The organism is Flagellimonas marinaquae, assembly GCF_023716465.1.
In the GTDB taxonomy this organism is placed as follows: domain Bacteria; phylum Bacteroidota; class Bacteroidia; order Flavobacteriales; family Flavobacteriaceae; genus Flagellimonas; species Flagellimonas alginolytica.
This window is the reverse complement of record NZ_CP092415.1, coordinates 1,254,565-1,277,652: the sequence shown is the minus strand read 5'-3', so window position 1 is coordinate 1,277,652 and position 23,088 is coordinate 1,254,565. Positions and strand designations below refer to the sequence as shown.

The window sequence follows — 23,088 nt, the reverse complement described above, 5'->3', positions numbered from 1 at the left end:
CTTCTCAAATAGTTGTGAAAACCGTAAATAATTGTTTGTCAGGGATTTTTGTTTGTTAATTTAGTGTTAATTATATTTGATCGATTTTAACTTTGGCTTAATGGGTGTGATCCATTTTTGGATCACATTTGCAGGGCTAATAAAACACTTAAACACTGAATTAAATGAAAAGATTCTACTTGGCTATTGCGGCTATTTTTGTTTCAGCAATGGCATTTGCACAAGGAACTCTTACTGGAACGGTTGTCGACGGGGATTTAGGCGGACCGTTACCAGGAGCAACTGTTATGGTTAAAGGAACCAGGACAGGAACATCTACCGATTTCGACGGTAACTTTACTTTGGAAGTAAACCAAAGCTCAGGAACGCTAGTGGTAACATACATTGGATTCCTTAAAAAGGAAGTTGCTTTCACTTCTACAGGAAATATAGGTACAATTATATTGATGCCGGATGCTGAGCAATTAGGTGAAGTTGTGGTTACAGGTGTGATGGATATTGCAAAGGACAGGGAAACCCCTGTAGCTGTATCCACAATTACATCAACAGAAATAGTTGAAAAATTAGGTTCTCAGGAATTTCCCGAAATATTAAGGTCTACTCCTTCCATCTATGTGACAAAACAAGGTGGTGGTTTTGGTGACGCTAGAATCAACGTTCGTGGCTTTGATCAAAGAAACACTGCGGTAATGATCAACGGTGTACCTGTTAATGATATGGAAAATGGCTGGGTATATTGGAGTAACTGGGCTGGACTTTCCGATGTAACTTCTGCAATGCAGGTACAAAGAGGTCTTGGTTCTTCCAAACTTGCCATTTCATCCGTTGGTGGTACAATTAACGTTATTACTAAAGCAGCTGACCTTAAGGAAGGTGGTGTAATTTCTGCAGGAGTTGGAAACAACGATTATTTGAAAACTACAATGGGTTACAACACTGGTCTAATGGAAAATGGACTTTCTGTTAGTGCAATGTTCGGCCGTACTGCTGGAGACGGGTACGTTCAAGGAACCCCTTTCGAAGCATATAACTATTTTGTGGCTATAGGATACAAACCAAATGATAAGCACGATTTCCAATTTATGGTTACAGGTGCTCCTCAGCAACATTTCCAGAGAGGTTACGCCGAATCTATAAGTAATTACATCAGATACGGGAACAATGGTGTAGATCCAAATATCCGTTATAATTCCGATTACGGATATAGAAACGGGAAAGAGGATACCTTCTCTGGTAACTTCTATCACAAACCAAAGGCGATGATCAACTGGGATTGGAAGATTTCAGACAAATCTACTTTGTCTTCAGTGGTTTATGCTTCCCTAGGTCGTGGTGGCTCTATAGGTTCTATTGGTAGAATTAACGGGAACAGATCTTTTTCAAGTACATTCAAAGATGCCAATGGACATGTTAGAATAGACGATATAGAAGCTTGGAATAGGGGTGTTAATATTGCTGCTTTTGGTGATTCTCGAACTGGATATACTGGCGGAGGTGGTGCATATCAGGGAATGTTTGTAAATGGTGGTGATTACCCCTCTCCACATGATGCAGTTAGTGATGGAGGTCATATTTTCGGAAATGAGAACGGTATTTCACAACGCTCTTCTATGAACTCTCACAACTGGTATGGTACCATAATTAACTTTCACAATGACGTGAATGAAAATTGGTCTTTTGATGCGGGCATTGACGCAAGAATGTATAAAGGGATTCACTATCGAAGATTAGTTGATTTGTTGGGAGCAGATGTTTATGTTAACAATGATGATATCAATAACCTTTATAATTTTACTACTGACACATATGCGCCTACAATTGGCAATATCTGGAATGTGTTCAAAAATGTGGATGATGAAACCAAAATTGATTATTACAATGATGGTAAGGTAAACTGGTTGGGTGCTTTTGGTCAAGTAGAGTACAAAACAGAAAAGATTTCTGCTTTCCTTCAAGGAGGAGTCTCTAATCAAGGATTCAAGAGAATCGATTACTTTAATTATTTGGATTCCGACCCAGAACAGGAAACAGATTGGATTAATATCGTTGGCGGAAATATCAAAGGTGGTGTTAACTACAATATTGACGAAAAGCATAACGTGTTTGCTAATGCAGGGTACTATCTTAAGCAACCAATTTTTGATGCTATTTTCTTAAACTATGTGAATGATATTAATGATAATTATCAAAACGAGAAGATACTTGGAGTTGAATTAGGATACGGATTTAGAAGTCAGTTTTTTAGTGCTAATGTAAACCTGTATAGAACTTCTTGGTCGGATAGGTTCCTTTCAGAAGGAGTGAACATCACCGATCCTGAAGGTAACCTTTTATTCCAAGGAACTGCAAATTATGATGGCATTGAGCAGGTACACATGGGTGTTGAAGTTGACTTTACGGCTCGACCAACCTCTTTCTTAACATTCAATGGTATGTTGTCTATAGGCGATTGGAAATATAATGGAAATCCAATTGCAAATGTATTTGATGAAGGTCAAAATCTAGTGGGCCAATCAAGCCTTATTTTGGATGGAGTAAAAGTAGATGATGCTGCACAGACTACAATGAGATTGGGGGCTACTGTAGAACCAGTGGAAAACCTTTTCTTCGATGCTAGTTGGTACCATGCAGCAAATCTTTACGCTCAATTCGATGTTCCTTCTTTCCAAGATGAGAACAGTGATGGACAACCAGATGGTGGAGATTTCCAATTGAAATTGCCAGCATACGATTTGATTGATATGGGTCTTTCTTACAGAATGGCTTTGGGTAAAGAAAAAAGCAAGTACTTGAATTTAAGATTGAACGTAAACAATGTATTCAACGAAGTGTACATTTCTGAATCAACTTCCAACAGAGAAGCTGAAGCTGGAGATGAAACTTGGAACGGTGTTAATGTTGCTAACAATGTATTTTGGGGCTTCGGAAGAACTTGGAACTTAGGTCTACGCTATAGGTTCTAATAGAATTTAAAATAGGTACAATTAAAAGCCCCTTGTTTTGCAAGGGGCTTTTTTTATCTCCAAAATTCCGTATTTTTAGGAGCTCAAACTATACCTATGGAAATCATCAAGAACCTACACTCTTATTTGGCCTACGTGGTTTTGGCCGTTTTGGTAATCGCAGTGGTCAATACCATTGCCGGCTGGTTGGGCAAAAAGGACTTTACTATGCAAAAGGACCTTCGTGTAAGCCTATTTGCACTAATACTGAGCCACATTCAGCTATTGGTCGGACTTTTACTGTACTTTACCTCAACAAACGGTCTTAAGGCCATACAGACCTTGGGTATGAGCGGGCTTAACGCTCCTGCGCGCTTATTAGCGGTAGAACATCCGTTCATTAATATTATAGCATTGGTACTTATTACCATCGGGTGGTCCCGCCACAAAAAATTTATGGAGAGCAATAAAAAATTCAAGACCATTTCCATTTTCTACGGACTGGGCTTGTTATTGATTTTAAGCCGTATTCCTTGGGGGCAGTGGTTCGCTTAAAAATGTTATGATGTCATTGCTAAAGTAGGAATCTACAAGGCATGTGAAATATTTTGTCACTTTGAGCACAGTCGAAAAGTGCTCAAAACACTCGGTTGTGGTTTATCCTGAGCGAAGCCGAAGGACACGATGTAACAGTTAACAGGAAATTTATCACCGTACCTCCTTCAACAAAAACAAATACGCAGGAAAGTGGTCGCTGTATCCAGCCGTATAGGTGCCGCCGGAGTATGTGCGCCATGGATAACCCTTGAACCTTCCTTTGTCGGTTCGGATGAATTCTGGCGCAAAGATTCCGGCTTTCCAGAATGTGAGCCTAGTTCGGTCTTTGGTCACCAAATTGGATGTAAAAAACATTTGGTCGAACAAGTTCCATTTATCTCGATATGCTAAAGAGCCAACGCCTTTCTTAAACATGGCCTCCATCGGATTGTAAAGGCTCAAACTATCCAATTGGTCTTTTTTGACTTTTGTTTTCAATATTTTTTTCAAACTGTCATCAATGGGGTCATCGTTTAGGTCTCCCATGGCAATAATTTTAGCATCCAAATCCAATTTTTGAATGGAATCTATGATGCGCTTATTGAGCAAGGCCGCCCGTACCCGAAATGGCTGACTTTTGGCGGCACCACCCCTTCGGGAGGGCCAATGGTTCACAATAAAATAGACTTCTTCTTGATCCATGGTACCGCCGACCACCAACTGATCACGGGTATATTCCCGTTCCCCCATGTCATCAAACAACAAAAGCCTATGACTTTTGAACGACGATGGAATAAAGGAAGCCTTTTTGTAAAGTAGGGCAACATCAATTCCACGTTCATCGGGCGAATCAAAATGAATGATGCCATAATCCTTTTCCCGCAAGTTGGGATGTTGCACCAAATCTTCAAGCACATCCAGATTTTCAACCTCGCAGAGACCAATAATATCTGGAGATGTTTTGGACGTCTCATAACCAATTTTGGAAATTACTTTGGATAGATTCTCAATCTTTTGATGGTAACGCTCCTGCGTCCAATGGTACCGTCCTTCCGGGGTGCGGTCGTCATCAAAAGTAAGGGAGTCGTTTACCGTATCGAACAGGTTTTCACAGTTGTAAAAAGCAATTGTTCTTAAGGTGTAAGCCTTGGACTTTTGTCCATACAGTGAGGTCGATATTAATACAAGTAGGCATATTAATAATCGCATTTTATTTTGATTTTGCAGCTAAAATATGTAGAATTGTTCGCTTTTCCGCAGTTTGTACAGCAATTACAACCCCTTTTTTCTTAATTAACCTACAATACGCTATGAGGCTAGCCATAGTAGTGGCTGTACTTTGTTGTTGTGAATTGCTGTATGCACAACAAAGTACTCGAATTACAGGACAATTAATGGAGAATGGTTCGGATGTGCCCATTTCCAATGCTATAATTACATTGGAAAACACTTCACAAGAATTTGAGACAAACAAGAACGGAGCCTTTGAAATTACCTTGTCCAAATCCGGAGACCAAATGCTCCGTATTTCCGCTTTGGATTTTATATCGAAGCGATTTTCGGTCTATTTGGAAGGAAACCCGATTGATTTAGGGCTGATTTATCTCGAACGGGATATTGCCCACGAGCAAACGGATAATTTGATTTCGCTTACCGATGGCGACCTGTCCGATGATGCTGAATCCGTTTCCACTTCCATGGGATTATTGCAATCTACACGCGATATTTTCTTGAACCGTGCCGCTTTTGATTTTGGTCAAGCATTTTTTAAGGTACGAGGTTACGATTCCAAAAATGGACAAGTGCTCATTAATGGTATTCCAATGAATAAATTTTTTGATGGCAGGCCACAATGGAACAATTGGGGCGGACTTAATGATGCGGTACGAAATCAAGAATTTACCAATGGTCTAACATTCGATCCCTATACATTTGGGGGCATTTTGGGAAATACCAATATCAACACCCGGCCCTCTGTTATGCGTCCAGGCCTACGCTTATCTTCATCAGCTTCCAATCGTACCTATCGCGGTAGACTTATGGCCACTTATAACTCAGGAGAAAAACCGAGGGGATTGGCTTATTCGGTATCCGTTTCGCGGCGGTGGGCCAAAGAGGGGTTTGTAGAAGGTACGTTGTACGATGCTTATTCAGTTTTTGGAGCAATAGAGTACCAGTTCAACCCACAAAATAGCATCACATTTACCTCAATTTTGGCACGTAACCGGCGCGGACGTTCTTCAGCCTTAACGGAGGAGGTTTTTGATTTGAGGGGCAACCAGTACAATCCGTATTGGGGAAAACAGGATGGAAAAATCAGGAATTCTAGGGAACGTGAGGTTTTTGAACCGTTATTTCTCTTGAACTATGCATTGGATAAGAATAAAATCGATTGGAATATTGGGCTTGCCTATCAAACGGGGATCAATTCCAGAAGCAGACTTGGCTATTACAATGCGCCGAATCCCGACCCGACCTACTATCGCTATTTGCCCAGCTACCACATCAACAGTTCCATTGGAGCGGACTTTATAAATGCCAACTTGGCAAGAGAAGCCTTTTTGGAAAACCCGCAATTGGATTGGGGACAACTCTACACGGCTAACAGTAACAATGGAGAAAAAGCAGCTTACCTGCTTTATGATGATATTGCTCACAACACAACTATTTCTGCAGCCACTAGCTTCAATTATACATTGAGAGATTTCATTAAACTGGGATTTGGTGGAAATTTTAGATCCACATCATCAGAAAATTATGCAGAGATTCAAGATCTGTTGGGTGCCAGTTATCATGAGGATATGGATACCTTTTCCAGTACATTGAACCATGTCGATGGAGAATTACAGAAAACCGAAGGTGAAAAATTCAATTACCATTACAATTTGGATGCCTCGCAGCTGGAAGGATTTGCACAGGTGAAACTTAATGCTAAAAAGTGGAATGGATTTGCTTCCGCATCGTACTCCAACTTTAATGTGCAGCGTAACGGATTCTTTAAAAACGAGCGCTATTTGGAAAATTCCTTTGGAACGGGCGATAAAATAGCATTTTCCAATTTGGCCTACAAAGGAGGATTTACCTATTTCTTAACGGGGAGGCATTGGTTTGCTGCAAATGCAGCTATGGTGGAACGGTCACCTATTGTTCAAAATATATTCATCAACCCAAGGGAAAACAATGAAATAGTTCCTGAGCTTCAGAAAGAGTTGGTAAGCAGTGTGGATTTGAGCTATTTTGTGCGCTTGCCACGCTTAACAGGACGAATCAGTGCGTTTTACACAAGATTCCAGCATACCACGGATATCAATTTCTTTTTTGTGGATTCAGGACTCGGTTCCGATTTTGTACAGGAGGTGATCACGGGATTGGATAGGCTACATAAAGGCATTGAGTTTGGCTTCGAGTACGAAGCATCATCTACGGTAAAATTGACCGCTGCTGGAAATCTGGGGCATTATGTGTACGCCAGCGACCCATCTGTCCAAATCAATTTTGATACTGCAGGTGCTGAGGAAGACCTGATAGCGCCAGAAGGAAATATTGACTTGGGCGTTGCCACCCTTAAAGACCTAAAACTGGCCCAGGGACCCCAGACGGCATTTGCGCTGGGAGTTTCCTACAGAGCTCCTAAGTATTGGTGGATAAGCGGAACCACCAATTTTCTCACCAATAATTACATCAATCTGTCTACAATTACCAGAACTGCAAGTTTTTTAATAGACCCGGAAACCGGTGAAACCTTTTCCGATGCTACGGAGGAAAATGTAGCCAAATTGCTAAAGCAAAATAAGCTTGATGATATCTATTTGCTCAATCTGGTCGGAGGTAAATCTTGGCTCGTTGATGGAAAGTACATCAGCTTTTTTGCCAGCATCAACAATGTTTTTGATACGGTCTTTCGAACCGGTGGTTACGAACAGAGCCGGAACGGAAATTTTGGTCAGTTGAAACAAGATAATCAAAGCAGCTCTCCCTCTTTTGCACCCAAATATTGGTACAGTTACGGGAGGACCTATTTCTTGAACTTGGCCATTAGCTTTTAAATCCTACTTATGAAAAATGTACTGTTTAAAACCATTATTGTTATTGGATCAATGACCCTTTTATGTTGTGTTGATGGCCGAGAGTTTGATGAAATTGGCAGTAATTGTGAGACCGATATGGCCGCCAACATCTCCTTTAAAGACTTGGATTCGATGGTACAAGAAGAGGTAGTCCAAATTCAAGAGGATTTGATTTTGGAAGGCTACGTGATTTCATCTGACCGGGCTGGGAACTTTTTCGGAGAGCTTTATCTGCAAGATGCATTGAGCAATCCGTCCAAAGGAATTCAATTGGAAATGGATTTGAGGGAATCGCATTTAAAATTCCCATTAGGGAGTAAAGTATATGTAAAATTAAAAGGTCTTTATTTGAGCAAAAAGGGCAACAATATCCGAATAGGCAGTGTTTTTTCTTCATTTGGAAACATTTCCATCGGGAGGATACCTTCTGGAAAAGTATTGGAGCATCTTTTTGTGTCGTGTGACGGTGGCGGAATTGTAGATCCTGTGGTCACAACCATTCCCGAAATGAACAGCCTGCCATCAAACATAGTAGTACAATTGCAAAGTGTTGAATTTGCTGATGAAATTATTGGGGAAACCTACGCCATTGCAGAAGAAGAGACGGAACGAACCATACAGGATTGTGATGAAAATGAGGTTATGCTCGTGAATAGTGGGTATGCCGACTTCCAAGCCGAATCTTTACCTGAAAATAACGGGACGCTTACAGCTATTTTGACAAAGGATGGAGATGTACCGCAATTGTTTGTTCGAACTTTGGAAGATGTAAATTTTACCGAAGAGCGTTGCCCAGAAATTATTACAGAGTTCACCTCTGATCAAATATTTATTTCCGAATTGGCAGACCCCGACAATAATTCAAAAGCTCGGTTTGTAGAACTGTACAATTCCGCTTTGGAACCATTGGATTTAAACCTGTGGACACTCCGACGATACACTAACGATAATACAGAAGTTAGCTCCACTATTGATTTGTCGGGATTTGTTATTGGTCCGGAAAGTACTTTGGTCATTTCGCCCAATGCGGAAGAATTTGAGCTGGTTTACGGCTTTGCACCAGACTTGGGCGTGTCCACCAATAGCCCGGCAGACTCCAACGGGGATGATAATCTGGAATTGGTTGATCCTTTTGGCGAGGTAATAGATGTGTTCGGAGTAATTGGAGAGGATGGAACAGGCACTGATCATGAGTTTGAAGATGGGCGCGCCGTTCGTGATTCCGATATTTTGAAGGGCAGTCCCATCTTCACCTTTGGTGAATGGACCATTTTTAACGATTCGGGAGATGCAGGAACCATTAAAACGCCCCAAAATGCCCCCGAGGATTTTTCCCCGGGGATTAGGGAGTAAATTGTTTAGAAAGCCGTATACTTAAATTTTTGTCCACCGACCGATGCATCTGCCATAAGACCGGCCTTCGGCAGTGCAAAAACGGCTACACCGTCTTTGTATTTGGCCTCAAAGGCAATTCCGGATTTTAGGGCCACAGCAGAAGTTTCTGCCGCAAATTGGAACTTCTCGGTTTTAAAACGTTGCAGGTCCACTTCGGTCTCAAAGAAAATAACTTCAATAATAGCCTGTCCACCAGCCTGTAGCCCGATATTCAATTTTTTAAGATTTGCCATGCCCACGGCATCACCGTCTTCATAGACTACACCATTGCCCGATGCCCCGCCAATAATAAATCCTCCTTTTCCAACATTAGGAAAAATAACGTAACCTGCGGATTCTTCAAAAAACTGGTCCAAAGCAGGACTGGTTTCCAATAGGGTTGTTTTGGCCCTTTCCGCATCGGCCATAATCTTTCTGTCCTTACTGTTCTGGGCTATGGCACTTGTTCCAATTAACATCAAGGCCACAACGATCACTGATTTTATTTTTTTCATATCTGTTGTTTTTTGTATTCAATTCAAAGGTAGAAAACGCGTAAGTCGTTTACAGGAAAGACTTTCACAATAATTGTTAAGAAAAGCATATGAGCTAAACTTTACATATAATGAATCAATAAGGATAGAGAACAGTTATGATTTAATAGTATTTTAATATCAAACGTCTATGATTAGAGATCTACTTTTTGTAATTTTAGTAATCCGAAAAACCTTTAAAAAACAATATCATCATGAGTAAAGAAATGGCTAATGGGGCAGATGCAAGTCAATGTCCTTTTTTAAGCGAAGTTGCCGGTGGAGGTACGCAGAATGAAGATTGGTGGCCTAATCGATTAAGGTTGGAACTTTTGAGCCAACACTCAGAAAAATCGAACCCACATGGAAAAGATTTTAATTACGCCGAAGAATTTAAGAAGCTGGACTATTCAGCTCTCAAAAAAGATCTAAAAGATCTTATGACCGATTCACAGGATTGGTGGCCTGCCGACTTTGGCAGTTATGCAGGTTTGTTTATTCGAATGGCATGGCATAGTGCCGGAACCTATAGAGTGCAAGATGGACGTGGAGGAGGAGGCCGAGGGCAACAAAGATTTGCTCCATTGAACTCCTGGCCCGACAACGTGAGTTTGGACAAGGCTCGACGCTTGTTATGGCCCATTAAACAAAAATACGGTCAGAAAATATCGTGGGCGGACCTTATGATATTAGCAGGGAACGTCGCCTTGGAATCCACAGGTTTCCGCACCTTTGGTTTTGCCGGAGGTCGAGAAGATGTATGGGAACCGGACCAAGATGTTTACTGGGGGAACGAAACTGAATGGTTGGCATTGAGTGATGCCCCGAACAGTCGCTACCAACATAATAAAGAGGAGCGAGAAATAGAAAATCCATTGGCCGCAGTACAAATGGGATTGATCTACGTAAATCCAGAAGGTCCGGATGGCAATCCCGATCCAGTAGCTGCTGCACACGACATCCGAGAGACGTTTGAGCGAATGGCAATGAACGACGAAGAGACCGTGGCATTGATTGCCGGTGGGCATACCATAGGTAAAACACACGGTAATGGTGATGGCGCAAAAGTGGATATGGATGCAGACCCAGAAGCAGCAGATTTAGCATCGCAAGGCTTTGGCTGGGAAAATAAGAACGGTTCAGGAAAAGGTCCAGACGCCTTTACTTCTGGGTTGGAAGTAATTTGGACATCTACCCCTGTACAGTGGAGCAACGATTTCTTCAAATTCTTGTTCGAGTATGATTGGGAACTGACCAAAAGCCCTGCCGGTGCTCACCAATGGGTAGCGGCAAATGCCGAGGCCATTATTCCTGATCCTTTTGGAGGCCCCAATAGAAAACCCACTATGTTGACAACGGACCTGTCCTTGCGTTTTGATCCTGCATATGAGAAGATTTCACGAAAATTCTACAACGACCCACAGGCCTTTGCCGAGGCTTATGCCCGAGCGTGGTTTAAACTGACACACCGAGATATGGGACCGGTTTCCCGATACCTTGGACCAGAAGTGCCCAAAGAAGAATTAATTTGGCAAGACCCAATTCCCGCTGTGGACTATGCTTTGGTCGATGATGCCGATGTGGCATTGTTGAAATCGAAGATATTGGATTCCGATCTCTCAGTATCCGATTTGGTCTATACGGCTTGGTCATCGGCAGCTACTTTTCGAGGAGGTGATAAACGTGGGGGAGCCAACGGCGCCCGCATCAATTTGGAACCTATGAAAAGCTGGGAAGTAAACAAAGGAACCGATAAAACCATACGGGTTTTGGAGGGAATCAAAGATGAATTCAACAAGAATGCAGGTGGCGGAAAAAAAATCTCACTTGCAGATATGATCGTCTTGGGGGGTAGTGCCGCTATAGAAAAAGCAGCCGAGGACGCTGGTGTTTCTACCAAAGTACCGTTTACTCCAGGTCGTAACGATGCAAAACAAGAGCAGACCGAAATAGAATCAGTGGACTTTTTGAACACGCCTTATGATGGATTTAGAAACTATGTGGTGGATGGGGTTAAAGTTCCCGCAGAACATTTATTGGTGGACAAAGCTCAATTGTTGACACTTACCGTACCGGAAATGACCGCCCTTGTTGGAGGTTTGCGCGTACTTGGAGCCAATTTTGATGGGTCGAGACACGGGGTTTTTACCGAGAATATTGGAGTGTTGAGCAACGATTTCTTTGTGAATCTTCTCGATATGTCTACGGAATGGAAAGCTACCAACGAAGAAAAATCATTATACGAGGGCGTTGACCGAAAAACCGGTGAGTTTAAATGGTCGGGTACCCGTGTAGATTTGGTATTTGGATCAAACTCCGTTTTACGAGCAATAGCAGAGGTTTATGCCGAGTCCGGGTCAAAAACAAAATTCATAAAAGATTTTGTGGCTGCATGGATAAAGGTGATGAACTTAGACCGATTTGATTTGAATTAAAACATAATAAACAGAAAAAGAAAATCAATTTCAATACTGCCATGACCCATACGGTTGTGGCAGTTTTTTTATAACTTTCAGCATGACTAAAAATAGGAAGGAAGAACTCTTCAACCATATAAGAAATGGAAATCTCCAAGGAGTGGAAGGCCTATTGCAGACCGATCCAGTACTCTTGGAAACACAAGATCAACGTGGATCAACACCATTGCTTTTGGCTGCGTATTATGGACATAGCGATATTGTTCGGTCCTTGCTGAACAAAGGGGCCAAAGTCGATGCTTTGGACGGTTCCGGAAACACCGCTCTAATGGGAGTTTGCTTTAAAGGATATACAGGTATTGCAGAAACTCTGATCAATGCAGGGGCCAGTGTAAATGTAAAGAATGCGATGGGAGCTACCTGTCTAATTTATGCGGTTACCTTTAACCGGAAAGATATGGCGGAACTATTGCTTAAAAATGGCGCAGATGCCACAGTAAAGGATGCTAGGGGTAAAACAGCCATGGATCATGTGGTGGAACAAGGAATCACCGAAATGCAGGAACTCCTAAAAAAATATTAGATGTATCCCACATTGAACCTCGCATTGATCCAAACCTATCTGCATTGGGAAAAACCCGAAGCCAATAGAAAAATGTTCGAGGATAAAATAGCAGGCATTTCGCATGATGTGGATTTGATCGTACTGCCAGAAATGTTTACTACCGGGTTTACCATGAACCCGGATGTCATAGCAAAGGAAGAAAGCGAAATTACTGTACAATGGATGCATACTATTGCTCAAAACACTAATGTGGCGGTTATGGGAAGCATTGTGTATCGGGAAGAAGATGCATTTTACAACCGTTTGTTCTTTGTTTCCTCAGATCAGGAAATGTACACTTATAATAAAAGGCACACATTTACCTTGGCGGGAGAAAATGAGGTTTATAAAGCGGGAAACCAAAAATTGATGTTTGAGTACAAAGGATTTAAAATATGTCCTATGATATGTTATGATCTTCGGTTTCCTGTTTGGGCAAGGAACACCGAAAACTACGATATACTCATTTATGTTGCAAACTGGCCAAAAAAGAGAATTAATGCCTGGGATACACTTTTAAAGGCAAGAGCCATAGAGAATATGTCCTACAGTATCGGGGTCAATCGGTGCGGAATGGATGAGTTGGGTTTTGAATATCCTGGACATTCCGCAATTTATAATGTGCTCGGCGAACCGTTGGCATTCTCGAGAAATGAAGAAGTTCTTTATGCCAAACTGCATAAGGAACACATTGAAAATACAAGAAATAAATTAAAATTTTTGGAAGACAGGGACACTTTTAATTTGATAAAATAAAAGTTTCTTCTTTTTCCCAATTAGCTCTGATCTCAATAGTTCCGGGATAATAACTTACCCTTTCCGGTTGGATTTTTTTAAGAAAATTCCCCGTATCCATTTTGCCATTGCCATTCTCATCCAAAATTACTCTGGCAACATAATTTCCAGGTTGCAAGTTGTTGAACTCAAAAATTTGTGATTCGCGCGCCAAAATCTCTCGCTGAATTTCTCCTTTTTCGTTGGTGAGCTGAACAATTACAGGATAGTTTACGTCTCCTCCCAGTACCATGCGCAGATTTCCATAATCGGCAAAACTACCGGTAGAAAGGTTATATGAGAGGGTGTCATTCTGTATCCCGAAGAAATCGGTGATGGCCCCGGGCAACAATGTAAACGTATAATTTTGATTGGGTTCTGTTTCAAAATCAAAATCAATTTTGTTTTTTATGGTGTCCAAAGCGGCACTGTACGGGGCAGGAATAGAATCGCTTACATTTAGGGAGACTTGTGTGGTGTCCAGAGTAACCAAGGGCGTATTGGCCAAAATGCTAAAAGTATCCTCGAAATTAATTTTCCCGTTTACCGAAGTAGAAAGTTTTAACGAATCTATGGCGAGGTCGCGCATTTTTACCGTAAAGGTGTCGATAACCTCGACCTTGTCGTTTTTTACCAGAAAAACAATGGAATCCAACTCGGTCGGTGTCAGCCAAAAATTTAAAGTATCCTTGTCTCGCTCTTTCAAAATAGTTGTGCTCACGGAATCGGGAAGAGCAGTAATAGTGCTGATATCCATATCTGTTTGATTGCCTTGATACCCGAATATTATTTTGTTCTTGGCCACCAAACTGGGTACCGAAGCTTTATAATTTAATTCTTCCTTAAATAGGTTTAGCAAATAGATTGAATCGGTCGGAATAGTAATGGTATCCTCGATAAACCCAATTTTGTCCTGGGCCTGATCGAACATATTGTTCTTGTTAACATCTTTTAAACCAAAAAGGGCATACTTTCCGGCCTTTAGGTTTCTTAATTCAAAGAGCGGCAAACTATCCCCGGTGTTGGTAATGTACAAAGGAGGTTCTTTGTAAATAGTGGAATCGGTATAGGTACTGTCCATTTCGTAGAGGACAACACTGATAAATTCATCGGCTTTTCTGTTTACGGCATCTTTTACCGCTCCGGATAAGGTCAAGGAATCAATATAGTCCCCTGTAGAGAATACGTAGCTCAAAAAACTATTGGGGTTTCCTTCGTTATTGTCTTGGATACTTTGCCCAAAATTGATGGTATACGTTGTATTTTCACGAAGTGTGTCCTTTATGGTAACCTCTATAAACTTGCTGGGGGTGCCTTGGGGCTTTATCTCCGCAGCATGTTTAAATGGAGGAGATACCACTAATTGATTCTGTACATCTTGAAGCTTGATCAATTCATCAAAATAAAGTCGAATTTTCTTTTCCTTGAAATTAGTGCTAAAATTCTCTGGTTCCGTACGGGTAAGTTTAGGTGGGGTTACATCTTTTGGACCGCCGCTCGGAGAACCACGTTTGGCACATTGCCAAAGTGCCAAGGTCATAAAAGCAAAGAAAAGGAGTCCGAACAGTTTTTTTAAGTGCACCATGCCTAAAATAATGTGCAACAAAGAAACAACTTATTTAAAAACTGGTGTGTCGCATTAATAAATTTTAACCCTCAGGAACAACAGCAATACTCAATACCGAAATTTCCATACCCGGTTGTTGGAGAAGAGTTTGGGCACAGGATTCTATTGTGGCCCCTGTAGTGATCACATCGTCGACCAGCAATATTTTTTTATAGGTGTACTTTTTGGACGAATCTAGGCGAAAGGCATCTTTGGAACTTTCCCAGCGCCACTGCCTACCTTTTTTGGTTTGTGTTTTTGTGTTTTTTACCTTGATCAGCCAATCATCGCAGTAAACAACACCAAGTCGTTCTGCAATTGTTCGGGCAAATAGCGCAACTTGGTTGTACCCGCGCTTTTTAAGTTTTTTGTTATGTAAGGGAACAGGGATCACAACCTCAATATCATCAAGTTCTTCCTGTAGCTGTAAAAGCGAGCCGCACCAATCCCCAAAAAAACCACCAATTTGTTCTTGGTTTTTATACTTGAGCCAATGCAGTAAATTTTTTATAGGTCCATTTTTTGAGAAAAATACGAACGAAGCAGCCTTTTTTATGGGAACTCTACCATAAAATATGCGGTCCACTTCATTTTCTTCCAGATAGTTATGATCGGTGAGTGGCACATCATGTCGACAAACTGCACACAAAATATGCTCTTCGGTAAATAATTGCGCATTACATCCAAAACATGCCCTTGGCAATAGGATGGTGTTAATCTCGTTTATTATCTTAGCCAACCTTTTTGGTGTCAAAACTTATATATGTTTTAGAGCAGATTGTCAACCCCATGAACTCCCAAGATAACAATTTCAATTATAAAATTATTTTTGCCGCTCTGGTAGCGGTAATCGTGGGGATTCTAATTGCCTTTTATTACAGTTACGCTCAATCCAAGAACCAAATGATCTATTTAGAAGAAGAAAAGTCACTTTTGGTAAAGGATTTGACGTTGATGCGGGCCGAGGTGGATCGTTTGTCCGGTTTAAATGAGGTTAACGAAATCGAGCTCCAAACCTCGCGCTTTAGGGTTCAGCAACTTTTGGATTCTGTGGGACGCTTAAATTTTAGCATTACCAAATTAAAGGAAACCCGAAAAGAGCTAAGAAAGTTGGAGCTACGTTTTGACAGTCTCAAGCTCAAGAATAATTTTCTTAGGTACAACAATAGCTTGTTGGCCAGTAAGTACGACGAGACCATAAAGCAATTGGAAGAACTCCGTGGCAGGGCAAGTAGCATGCAACAAACCGAATCCCTGCTCAGGGAAACCAATAAAGAGTTAACCCGGGAACTCCGAATAAAAAGCTATTTAAAGCTGCAAGATGCAGAAGGTAGCGGATTTAGGTTAAGGGCAGGAAGACCTATCAAAACCAATAAGGCTTCCGTAATCGAAAAATTACGTGGTTGCGTTACCATTCTGAGCGATGCTAGTTCCAGAGGCGATATTAAAGTACTCTACCTTCAATTTTTGGACCCCAACATGAGGGTTGTCGAGGACAACGCGAATACCATTTCGGTAAGTGGGAATACCTATAGTAAAAAGGTGGAAATCGTATATACCGGAAAAGAGATCAGTATCTGCGATGCCATTACCGTTCCGGAAGGTTCTTTGGAAGAGGGAATTTACACACTTAATGTATTTGAGGACGAAAGATTGTTGGCTTCCACCGAATTTCAGTTGAAATAGCTTATTTCTTTTTGGGTAAAATTCTATTTTTGCCCAATGGCAAATCAAGAAGACGTTTTTAAGAAGGTAATCTCACACGCAAAGGAATATGGGTACGTATTCCAATCCAGTGAAATTTATGATGGACTTAGTGCTGTTTACGACTACGGTCAGAATGGTGCGGAGCTAAAAAAGAATATTCGCGAATATTGGTGGAAAGCCATGGTGCAGCTCAATGAGAACATTGTGGGCATCGATGCCGCCATATTTATGCACCCTACCACTTGGAAAGCCTCGGGCCACGTGGATGCCTTCAACGATCCGTTGATTGATAATAAAGATTCCAAAAAAAGATATCGTGCCGATGTCCTTATCGAGGACTATGTCGCCAAAATAGAGGCCAAAATCGAGAAAGAAGTGACCAAGGCCGCCAAACGATTTGGCGATAGCTTTGACAAAGAACAATTCCTTGCCACCAACAATCGAGTTTTGGGCTATCAAGAAAAAGCCGATTCCATTTTAAAAAGAATGGGTCAGTCTTTGGAAAAGGAAGATTTAGCCGATGTAAAAGCACTGATCGAAGAGCTCGAAATTGCCTGTCCATTGTCCGGATCTAAAAATTGGACGGATGTAAAGCAGTTCAATTTGATGTTCGGAACCAAGTTGGGCGCTTCTGCCGATAGCGCGATGGATCTGTACCTTCGTCCAGAAACTGCACAAGGAATCTTTGTCAATTTTTTGAACGTACAGAAAACTGGAAGAATGAAAATCCCGTTCGGGATAGCCCAAACAGGAAAAGCTTTCCGTAACGAGATCGTAGCGCGTCAGTTTATTTTCCGGATGAGGGAATTCGAACAGATGGAAATGCAGTTCTTTATAAAACCGGGCACCCAAATGGAGTGGTACGAAGCTTGGAAGGAAAAACGCATGAAATGGCACCTCTCCCTAGGCATGGGAGAAGACAATTATCGTTTCCACGACCACGAAAAATTGGCACACTACGCAGATGCCGCGGCCGATATCGAGTTCAAGTTCCCATTCGGATTTAAAGAATTGGAGGGAATCCATTCCCGTACCGATTTTGATCTGGGGAAACATGAAGAATATTCAGGTAAAAAACTACAATATTTCGACCACGAAGAAAACCAGAGCTACACTCCATATGTATTGGAAACTTCCATAGGGTTGGATCGTATGTTCTTGGCGGTGTTCTCCAACTCCTTGCAAGAGGAGGAATTGGAAAACGGGTCCACACGTACGGTACTTAAAATTCCGGCCGTTCTGGCCCCGAACAAGGTCGCCGTACTCCCATTATTGAAAAGGGATGGACTTCCCGAAGTCGCCCAGAAATTGGTGGACGAATTGAAATGGGATTTCAATGTGGATTATGACGAAAAGGATGCCGTAGGCCGTCGCTACCGTCGCCAAGACGCGGCAGGAACACCGTTTTGTGTTACCGTTGATCATCAAACATTGGAAGATGATACGGTAACCATCCGTCACAGGGACACCATGGAGCAAAACCGTGTAAAACTTTCGGAGGTGAAAGAAATCATTTCCAAAGAGGTGGATATGCGTTATTGGTTGCAGAAGATTTAAGATCTAGAACAATCCGGTAATTTCACCATCATCGTTAATATCCATTCCTTCGGAAGCTGGATGAGCGGGTAAACCGGGCATTCGCATAATATTTCCGGTAATCGGGATCAAGAAACCTGCACCAACGGCAATTTCTATTTCCCGCACCGTGATGATAAAGTCTTTTGGTCTGCCCAATAGTTTGGGATTATCCGATAAAGATTTTTGGGTTTTTGCAATGCAAACGGGTAGCCGATCCAATCCAAGATCAGAAATTTTTCTGAGGTCGGCTTTGGCTTTGGCCGTGTAATCCACATACTCGGCACCATATATTTCGGTGGCAATGGTCGCGATTTTATCTTTTACACTGGATTTCCAATTATATAATGGTGCAAAATTAGAATCGTTGGACTCTACAATATCGATTACTGCTTTGGCCAACTCTTCTGCACCTTCACCGCCTTTGGCCCAAACATTGGCAACGGCTACGCGGATTCCTTTGGAATTGGCCAATTCTTTGATTACGGCAATCTCCTCATCTGTGTCGGATATAAACTTATTTATGGATATAACAGGGATTACCTTGAACTTGGCTATGTTCTCCAAGTGTTTTTCCAAATTCGGAAGTCCTTTTTTTAAAGCTTCCACATTGGGTTCTGTCAAGGTTTTTAAATCTGCTCCCCCATGATATTTTAGCGCGCGAATAGTTGTAGTGAGCACTACGGCTTTTGGTGTTAAGCCGGCACTCTGGCATTTAATATCGAAGAATTTTTCGGCACCAAGGTCAAAACCAAATCCAGCTTCGGTTACCGTGTAATCGGAATGCGACATGCCCATTAAAGTGGCGATCACAGAATTGGTGCCTTGAGCAATGTTCGCAAAAGGCCCACCGTGAATAATGGCGGGATTTCCCTCTATAGTCTGAACCAAGTTGGGTTTTATGGCATCTTTTAATAAAGCAGCCATGGCGCCTTCTGCCTTCAAATCTTTGGCGTAGATCGGCTTTTTGTCGAAGGTGTAGCCCACAAAAATATTGCCCAAGCGTTTTTTTAGGTCGCTAAGGCTTTCGGCCAAGCAGAGGATGGCCATAATTTCGGAAGCAGCGGTAATATCAAAACCTGTTTCGCGGGGTACACCAGAAGTTGTACCGCCCAAGCCTACAATAATGTGCCGGAGGGAACGATCGTTCATGTCCATAACCCTTTTCCAACCTATGGTCCTGGGGTCCAATCGTACAGAGTTGGTCTTACTTTGAATATTGTTGTCGATAACTGCCGATAATAGGTTGTGCGCTTTTTCAATGGCTGCAAAATCACCGGTAAAATGTAGGTTGATGTCCTCCATGGGCAATACTTGGGAATAACCGCCCCCAGTTGCGCCTCCTTTTATGCCAAAAACAGGACCTAAAGAAGGCTCCCGTAGAACCACGGTCGTTTTTTTGCCCAAGCGGTTCAAGCCTTCGGAAAGCCCAATGGACATAGTGGTTTTTCCCTCGCCCGCAGGAGTCGGGGAAATGGCCGAAACCAAAATAAGATTACTGTTTTGGGCTTTGGTCCTATTAATGGCCTTTAGAGGTAGTTTGGCCTTGTATTTCCCGAACATTTCAATTTCATCGGAATCGATCCCAAATTTTTCGGCAATGGTGGAAATGTGTTTTAAAGAAACACCTTTGGCAATTTGTAAGTCGGACATAATTAATGGGTTAAGCGCAAACGAATCGTGTGCGATTTGCCTGCAAATCACATACAATATACTATAATTGATGCAGTAAAACTATGATGGAGTTTGATAGCTCTGTGAACCTTATTCCACGCGTCGTCCTTGGGTGGTGAAAGATAGCCCTTGTTGTCCGGATGTGGATATCATCACTCCCTCAAAATAGGGTTCGTGGGCATTGGGTTTTATGGACCATTGAAAAAGGAAATTGGCACCGGTTCCGCCCGATTGGTCTTTCTCATCAATCACGATCTCTACGGTTTCCATGGGCTTTATATAGATGGGCTCATCAAAATACGTTCGGATAGGATTGCCCTTGGTATCAAAATATTCTGCTTTTTTGATGTAAATGGTGTCCTGTAGGTTTGTGTTCCGCATGCTTATAGTGCTCGTAAGGTTGTGAGTGCGATGCTCTGTTTCGCTATAGATTTGGGAATACACGGAGAGGTAGGAAGTTCCGTTCAATAAAGAATCTTTAGCGGATATAGAAGCAATACGGTTGTTCCAATTAACGGGGTCGATTGAGCTCACGTCTTTTTTTGCCTGCTCGTTGCAAGAAAAAAATAGAAGCAATAGTAAAAACGGAACAAGTTTCCTCATTATTTAATTGCAGATTGGAAAACTAAGATAAGGATTCTATACTATTTGTTGTTGCCTTCATCCTTTTTAGTCTAACTGAATTTTGTTGTTGGGATTAATTCCAATGATCTTTTTATGTATTCTTGATCGGTATCCAGAAATCTTCTTCGGAATCTGGATGTTCTCCTTTGTATTTACTCCCCATTACTGCAAAGTGGGGCCTATGATCGATAGTGAATCCAGAAGTTGGGAACCACTCGCCATAAATGTACTTGAATATTTCCATGACTTCACTGGTTTTTCCTCTGTAGTGAAACACAGCGTATTCTCCCGAAGGGATGGTCAGCACATCCATGCTTTCCGGGATTTCATCAAAATCCGATACGGCAACGGCCGCCCACTTTTCAAACTCCATAGTTGGGTCAAAATGCTGAAAGTATTCCGGACCTGGATAGATTTCAACGGAATATAGATCTTCACTTGCCAAGTTTTTTATTTCCTTTTTTCTTGGGGAGAAGCTTTGCCAAAGTTCCCTGGTCTTATCGCTGACCAAAGATGTTGTCGTTTTTTGGCCAATCAAAAATGTGGTCGGCAAGGTTTCGATTCTAGGTGTCATGCATCAAATATTAAAAAACATAGTTTAATTGTATCCCTCCAAATAAATTCCGACCATTTCCCGGGTAAAAGTATCTTGGTTGCGACCCGCCAAAACCAGTCGCATTGATCAGTATGGATTGAGCATAATTGGTGTCAAAAATATTGTTGACACCTGCGTTCAGTCCCAAACTGATGTTCTGTGAAAGTGAAGTGCGGAATCCCAACTTCATATGGAATACGTTAAAGGAATCGCTGTTAATCGTATTGGCATCCGTTAAAGGAATTTCGTCTACAAACTGATGGGTAAGATGGAGCAGCAATCCATTCGAATGGCGAAAATCGATACCTGAACTTAAGCGATTTTTAGGGACTCCCGTGAGCGGATTTCCAGAATAATCGTTGTCGTTGTCCACAAAATCCAAAAAACTATGATCGTTCAAAGTATAGCTGAGATTAGGAGAAAAGGTGAGGGACCGAGACAGTTTACCTTGATACTGCAGGTCCAGTTCCAACCCTTGATGGCGGGTCTCTCCCGCATTTCTGCCAATATATTGGTCTTCACCAACACGTTGGGCCACCAAAAGGTTTTTTACGTTCATTCGATATAGGACAATGTTGGCTGTAAGTCTCTTTTCAAACAGCGACCACTCACTTCCCAACTCATAACTTATACCTGTTTCTTGTGCAATAACCGGGTTGATGACGCCTTCGGGAGTCAATGTTTCTTCCAAACTGGGATTGGAAAAACCCCGACTAATGTTCGCATAGATCTTTCCATTTTTTAATTGGTAGTTGAGTCCAAGGTTTGGAAGTAAAATAGCATCAAAATCACGCTCTGCCGATGCGTTTTCTGCTCCTTGGTTGAACAAATCCCTATAGTCGTAATGGGTTTTGTTCAAGTTGAGACCGGCCTGTACCAAAAATGCAGAGGTAATGGGATAGGTAAGCGTTCCAAAAAGGTTGAATTGTCGACGGAATTCTATATTGTCATTAAGTTGAGTTCCCTGTAAACTGCCATTGCCATTGTTTTCCTCATATAAATTTTGATACGTGCCCCAGTGGTATTCATCTTTATAGAATTCACTCCCTAAAGTAAATTGAACCTTGCCAAGATCGCCTTCAAAAACGGTTCTAAAACCAAACCCATTGGTGAATTCGTCCAAAATATTGAATGGCCTTGGTTCGTAATGGTCCAAATAGGTATAAAATATACTGGTTGTATTTTGAAGATGTTGTGAAAATCGATACGTATGCGAGAGACCCGTTAAAACATATTTGTTAGCTTCATATCCTTTTGCGGCCAGCCAGTTTGATGCAGCACGGGTAGGGTCCTCATCAAAATCCGTTTGGTTAATGGAGCTTGGAATATGGGCCGTGTAATCAATATAGTTCATTAAAAAGGACAAACTACTGTTTCTTCCCGTTCGGAATTGTGTGTTCAGTAAAAATCCATCACGCTCAAATTCATTGTTCTGGCGAAACCCATCGGTTTCCAAATGATTATAGCTTAAACTTAGTTTAAGACCATCTTCTGCATGCGAAAATGTTAGGTTGTCCTTTACCATGTTATAAGAGCCGACCGAAAACGTATTGGTCAATTGCGTCTTATTTTCAATGGACGCTTTGGTGTCCAAAATAAAAGCTCCGCCAAGATTGGAGCCATGCGCAGTGCCTTTAGGTCCTTTTATGATCTCTATGGCACCCAGGTTTTCAAAGTCGAAAGCTTCAATGGTAGAAGAGCCGGTACCATTGGTTACAGGGATTCCATTAAAGTACATGCGTAGTTTATTGGTTCCGTATGGTGTCCTTGCTCCAATGCCTCGAACTGTTATGCGGTTGGTGTTGATGGCTCCCGATAAAATATAAACACCCGAAATCTGATTGATGGCAGAAGGGATGTCCGTGGGGTTGAAACGCTCAAAGGTTTGACCGGCAATTTTTGAAGAAGGAGTGATTCCCGTGGCTTTTTTTGGAACGGCGTTCTGGACTAGAATAATTTCATCCAATTGGGTTATGGAGTCTTTTGGGGAAATCTGGCCCAGTAAAAGTAAGGGCAGTGATACACATAATAGGGAAACAAAGACTCTCATTGGAAACAA

The 23,088-nt window shown here is 41.8% G+C and carries 17 protein-coding genes; 9 read left to right on the top strand and 8 right to left on the bottom strand.

From position 1 onward, the window contains the following. Positions 1–164: 164 nt before the first annotated feature. Positions 165–2,963 carry a TonB-dependent receptor gene (locus tag MJO53_RS05760; RefSeq protein ID WP_252080810.1) on the top strand — a complete coding sequence of 933 codons (2,799 nt, stop codon included), beginning with the start codon at positions 165–167 and terminating at the stop codon, positions 2,961–2,963. Between the two features lie 96 nt (positions 2,964–3,059). Further along, positions 3,060–3,497, top strand: a complete 438-nt coding sequence (locus tag MJO53_RS05755) for a hypothetical protein (RefSeq protein ID WP_252080809.1) — start codon at positions 3,060–3,062, stop codon at positions 3,495–3,497. Positions 3,498–3,650: 153 nt separating this feature from the next. Here the strand turns inward: MJO53_RS05755 and MJO53_RS05750 are convergent, their stop codons facing one another. Then, positions 3,651–4,688: an endonuclease/exonuclease/phosphatase family protein gene (locus MJO53_RS05750; RefSeq protein WP_252080808.1), complete on the bottom strand. Its 1,038-nt coding sequence runs from the start codon at positions 4,686–4,688 to the stop codon at positions 3,651–3,653. 101 nt (positions 4,689–4,789) lie between these two features. Between MJO53_RS05750 and MJO53_RS05745 the strand changes: the two genes are divergently transcribed. Both MJO53_RS05745 and MJO53_RS05740 read left to right on the top strand, forming a co-directional pair. Then, positions 4,790–7,525: a TonB-dependent receptor gene (locus tag MJO53_RS05745; RefSeq protein WP_252080807.1), complete on the top strand. Its 2,736-nt coding sequence runs from the start codon at positions 4,790–4,792 to the stop codon at positions 7,523–7,525. A gap of 9 nt (positions 7,526–7,534) precedes the next feature. Next, positions 7,535–8,899 (top strand): DUF5689 domain-containing protein, encoded by a 1,365-nt coding sequence (locus MJO53_RS05740; protein ID WP_252080806.1) that lies wholly within the window; start codon positions 7,535–7,537, stop codon positions 8,897–8,899. Between the two features lie 5 nt (positions 8,900–8,904). Here MJO53_RS05740 and MJO53_RS05735 read toward each other — a convergent pair whose 3' ends face one another. Beyond that, the gene (locus MJO53_RS05735; RefSeq protein WP_252080805.1) at positions 8,905–9,435 is read right to left on the bottom strand and encodes a lipid-binding SYLF domain-containing protein; all 531 of its coding nucleotides are present in this window, start codon (positions 9,433–9,435) and stop codon (positions 8,905–8,907) included. A gap of 233 nt (positions 9,436–9,668) precedes the next feature. Here MJO53_RS05735 and katG point away from each other — a divergent pair, with 233 nt between their 5' ends. From katG to MJO53_RS05720, 3 genes are all read left to right on the top strand, one after another. Then, positions 9,669–11,888: a catalase/peroxidase HPI gene (gene katG / locus MJO53_RS05730; protein ID WP_420485539.1), complete on the top strand. Its 2,220-nt coding sequence runs from the start codon at positions 9,669–9,671 to the stop codon at positions 11,886–11,888. An 82-nt stretch (positions 11,889–11,970) separates the two neighbouring features. Beyond that, positions 11,971–12,453 (top strand): ankyrin repeat domain-containing protein, encoded by a 483-nt coding sequence (locus tag MJO53_RS05725; protein WP_252080803.1) that lies wholly within the window; start codon positions 11,971–11,973, stop codon positions 12,451–12,453. Further along, a complete protein-coding gene (locus MJO53_RS05720; protein WP_252080802.1) occupies positions 12,454–13,230 on the top strand; it encodes a nitrilase family protein in 777 nt (258 codons plus the stop codon). Here MJO53_RS05720 and MJO53_RS05715 read toward each other — a convergent pair. Both MJO53_RS05715 and MJO53_RS05710 read right to left on the bottom strand, forming a co-directional pair. Then, a complete protein-coding gene (locus MJO53_RS05715) occupies positions 13,214–14,851 on the bottom strand; it encodes an Ig-like domain-containing protein (protein WP_313791032.1) in 1,638 nt (545 codons plus the stop codon). The two genes, MJO53_RS05720 and MJO53_RS05715, sit on opposite strands and share 17 nt — an antisense overlap. A 46-nt stretch (positions 14,852–14,897) precedes the next feature. Then, complete coding sequence (locus MJO53_RS05710; protein WP_224836189.1) at positions 14,898–15,593, bottom strand: ComF family protein; 696 nt, start codon at positions 15,591–15,593, stop codon at positions 14,898–14,900. Positions 15,594–15,601: 8 nt separating this feature from the next. On the opposite strand from MJO53_RS05710, the gene MJO53_RS05705 reads away from it, so the two are divergent. After that, positions 15,602–16,540, top strand: coding sequence for a hypothetical protein (locus tag MJO53_RS05705; RefSeq protein ID WP_313777769.1), 939 nt, complete (start codon positions 15,602–15,604; stop codon positions 16,538–16,540). Positions 16,541–16,576: 36 nt separating this feature from the next. After that, entirely contained in the window at positions 16,577–18,118 is a 1,542-nt protein-coding gene (locus MJO53_RS05700; RefSeq protein ID WP_224836190.1) for a glycine--tRNA ligase, read from the top strand. Between the two features lie 3 nt (positions 18,119–18,121). Here the strand turns inward: MJO53_RS05700 and MJO53_RS05695 are convergent, their stop codons facing one another. The 4 genes from MJO53_RS05695 to MJO53_RS05680 form a co-directional block, all read right to left on the bottom strand. After that, positions 18,122–19,789: a formate--tetrahydrofolate ligase gene (locus MJO53_RS05695; RefSeq protein WP_252080801.1), complete on the bottom strand. Its 1,668-nt coding sequence runs from the start codon at positions 19,787–19,789 to the stop codon at positions 18,122–18,124. 111 nt (positions 19,790–19,900) lie between these two features. Beyond that, complete coding sequence (locus tag MJO53_RS05690; protein WP_224836192.1) at positions 19,901–20,413, bottom strand: DUF3124 domain-containing protein; 513 nt, start codon at positions 20,411–20,413, stop codon at positions 19,901–19,903. A 112-nt stretch (positions 20,414–20,525) separates the two neighbouring features. Further along, positions 20,526–21,008 (bottom strand): GyrI-like domain-containing protein, encoded by a 483-nt coding sequence (locus MJO53_RS05685; RefSeq protein ID WP_252080800.1) that lies wholly within the window; start codon positions 21,006–21,008, stop codon positions 20,526–20,528. A gap of 10 nt (positions 21,009–21,018) precedes the next feature. Then, positions 21,019–23,079 (bottom strand): TonB-dependent receptor family protein, encoded by a 2,061-nt coding sequence (locus MJO53_RS05680; RefSeq protein WP_252080799.1) that lies wholly within the window; start codon positions 23,077–23,079, stop codon positions 21,019–21,021. Positions 23,080–23,088: the final 9 nt, after the last annotated feature.

What these genes read in the sequence shown, in the direction of transcription:
- MJO53_RS05735 (WP_252080805.1), bottom strand. Translation starts at nt 9,435, where the DNA reads ATGAAAAAAATAAAATCAGTGATCGTTGTGGCCTTGATGTTAATTGGA.
- MJO53_RS05740 (WP_252080806.1), top strand. Translation starts at nt 7,535, where the DNA reads ATGAAAAATGTACTGTTTAAAACCATTATTGTTATTGGATCAATGACC.
- MJO53_RS05720 (WP_252080802.1), top strand. Translation starts at nt 12,454, where the DNA reads ATGTATCCCACATTGAACCTCGCATTGATCCAAACCTATCTGCATTGG.
- katG (WP_420485539.1), top strand. Translation starts at nt 9,669, where the DNA reads ATGAGTAAAGAAATGGCTAATGGGGCAGATGCAAGTCAATGTCCTTTT.
- MJO53_RS05680 (WP_252080799.1), bottom strand. Translation starts at nt 23,079, where the DNA reads ATGAGAGTCTTTGTTTCCCTATTATGTGTATCACTGCCCTTACTTTTA.
- MJO53_RS05760 (WP_252080810.1), top strand. Translation starts at nt 165, where the DNA reads ATGAAAAGATTCTACTTGGCTATTGCGGCTATTTTTGTTTCAGCAATG.
- MJO53_RS05685 (WP_252080800.1), bottom strand. Translation starts at nt 21,008, where the DNA reads ATGACACCTAGAATCGAAACCTTGCCGACCACATTTTTGATTGGCCAA.
- MJO53_RS05745 (WP_252080807.1), top strand. Translation starts at nt 4,790, where the DNA reads ATGAGGCTAGCCATAGTAGTGGCTGTACTTTGTTGTTGTGAATTGCTG.
- MJO53_RS05750 (WP_252080808.1), bottom strand. Translation starts at nt 4,688, where the DNA reads ATGCGATTATTAATATGCCTACTTGTATTAATATCGACCTCACTGTAT.
- MJO53_RS05725 (WP_252080803.1), top strand. Translation starts at nt 11,971, where the DNA reads ATGACTAAAAATAGGAAGGAAGAACTCTTCAACCATATAAGAAATGGA.
- MJO53_RS05755 (WP_252080809.1), top strand. Translation starts at nt 3,060, where the DNA reads ATGGAAATCATCAAGAACCTACACTCTTATTTGGCCTACGTGGTTTTG.
- MJO53_RS05690 (WP_224836192.1), bottom strand. Translation starts at nt 20,413, where the DNA reads ATGAGGAAACTTGTTCCGTTTTTACTATTGCTTCTATTTTTTTCTTGC.
- MJO53_RS05700 (WP_224836190.1), top strand. Translation starts at nt 16,577, where the DNA reads ATGGCAAATCAAGAAGACGTTTTTAAGAAGGTAATCTCACACGCAAAG.
- MJO53_RS05695 (WP_252080801.1), bottom strand. Translation starts at nt 19,789, where the DNA reads ATGTCCGACTTACAAATTGCCAAAGGTGTTTCTTTAAAACACATTTCC.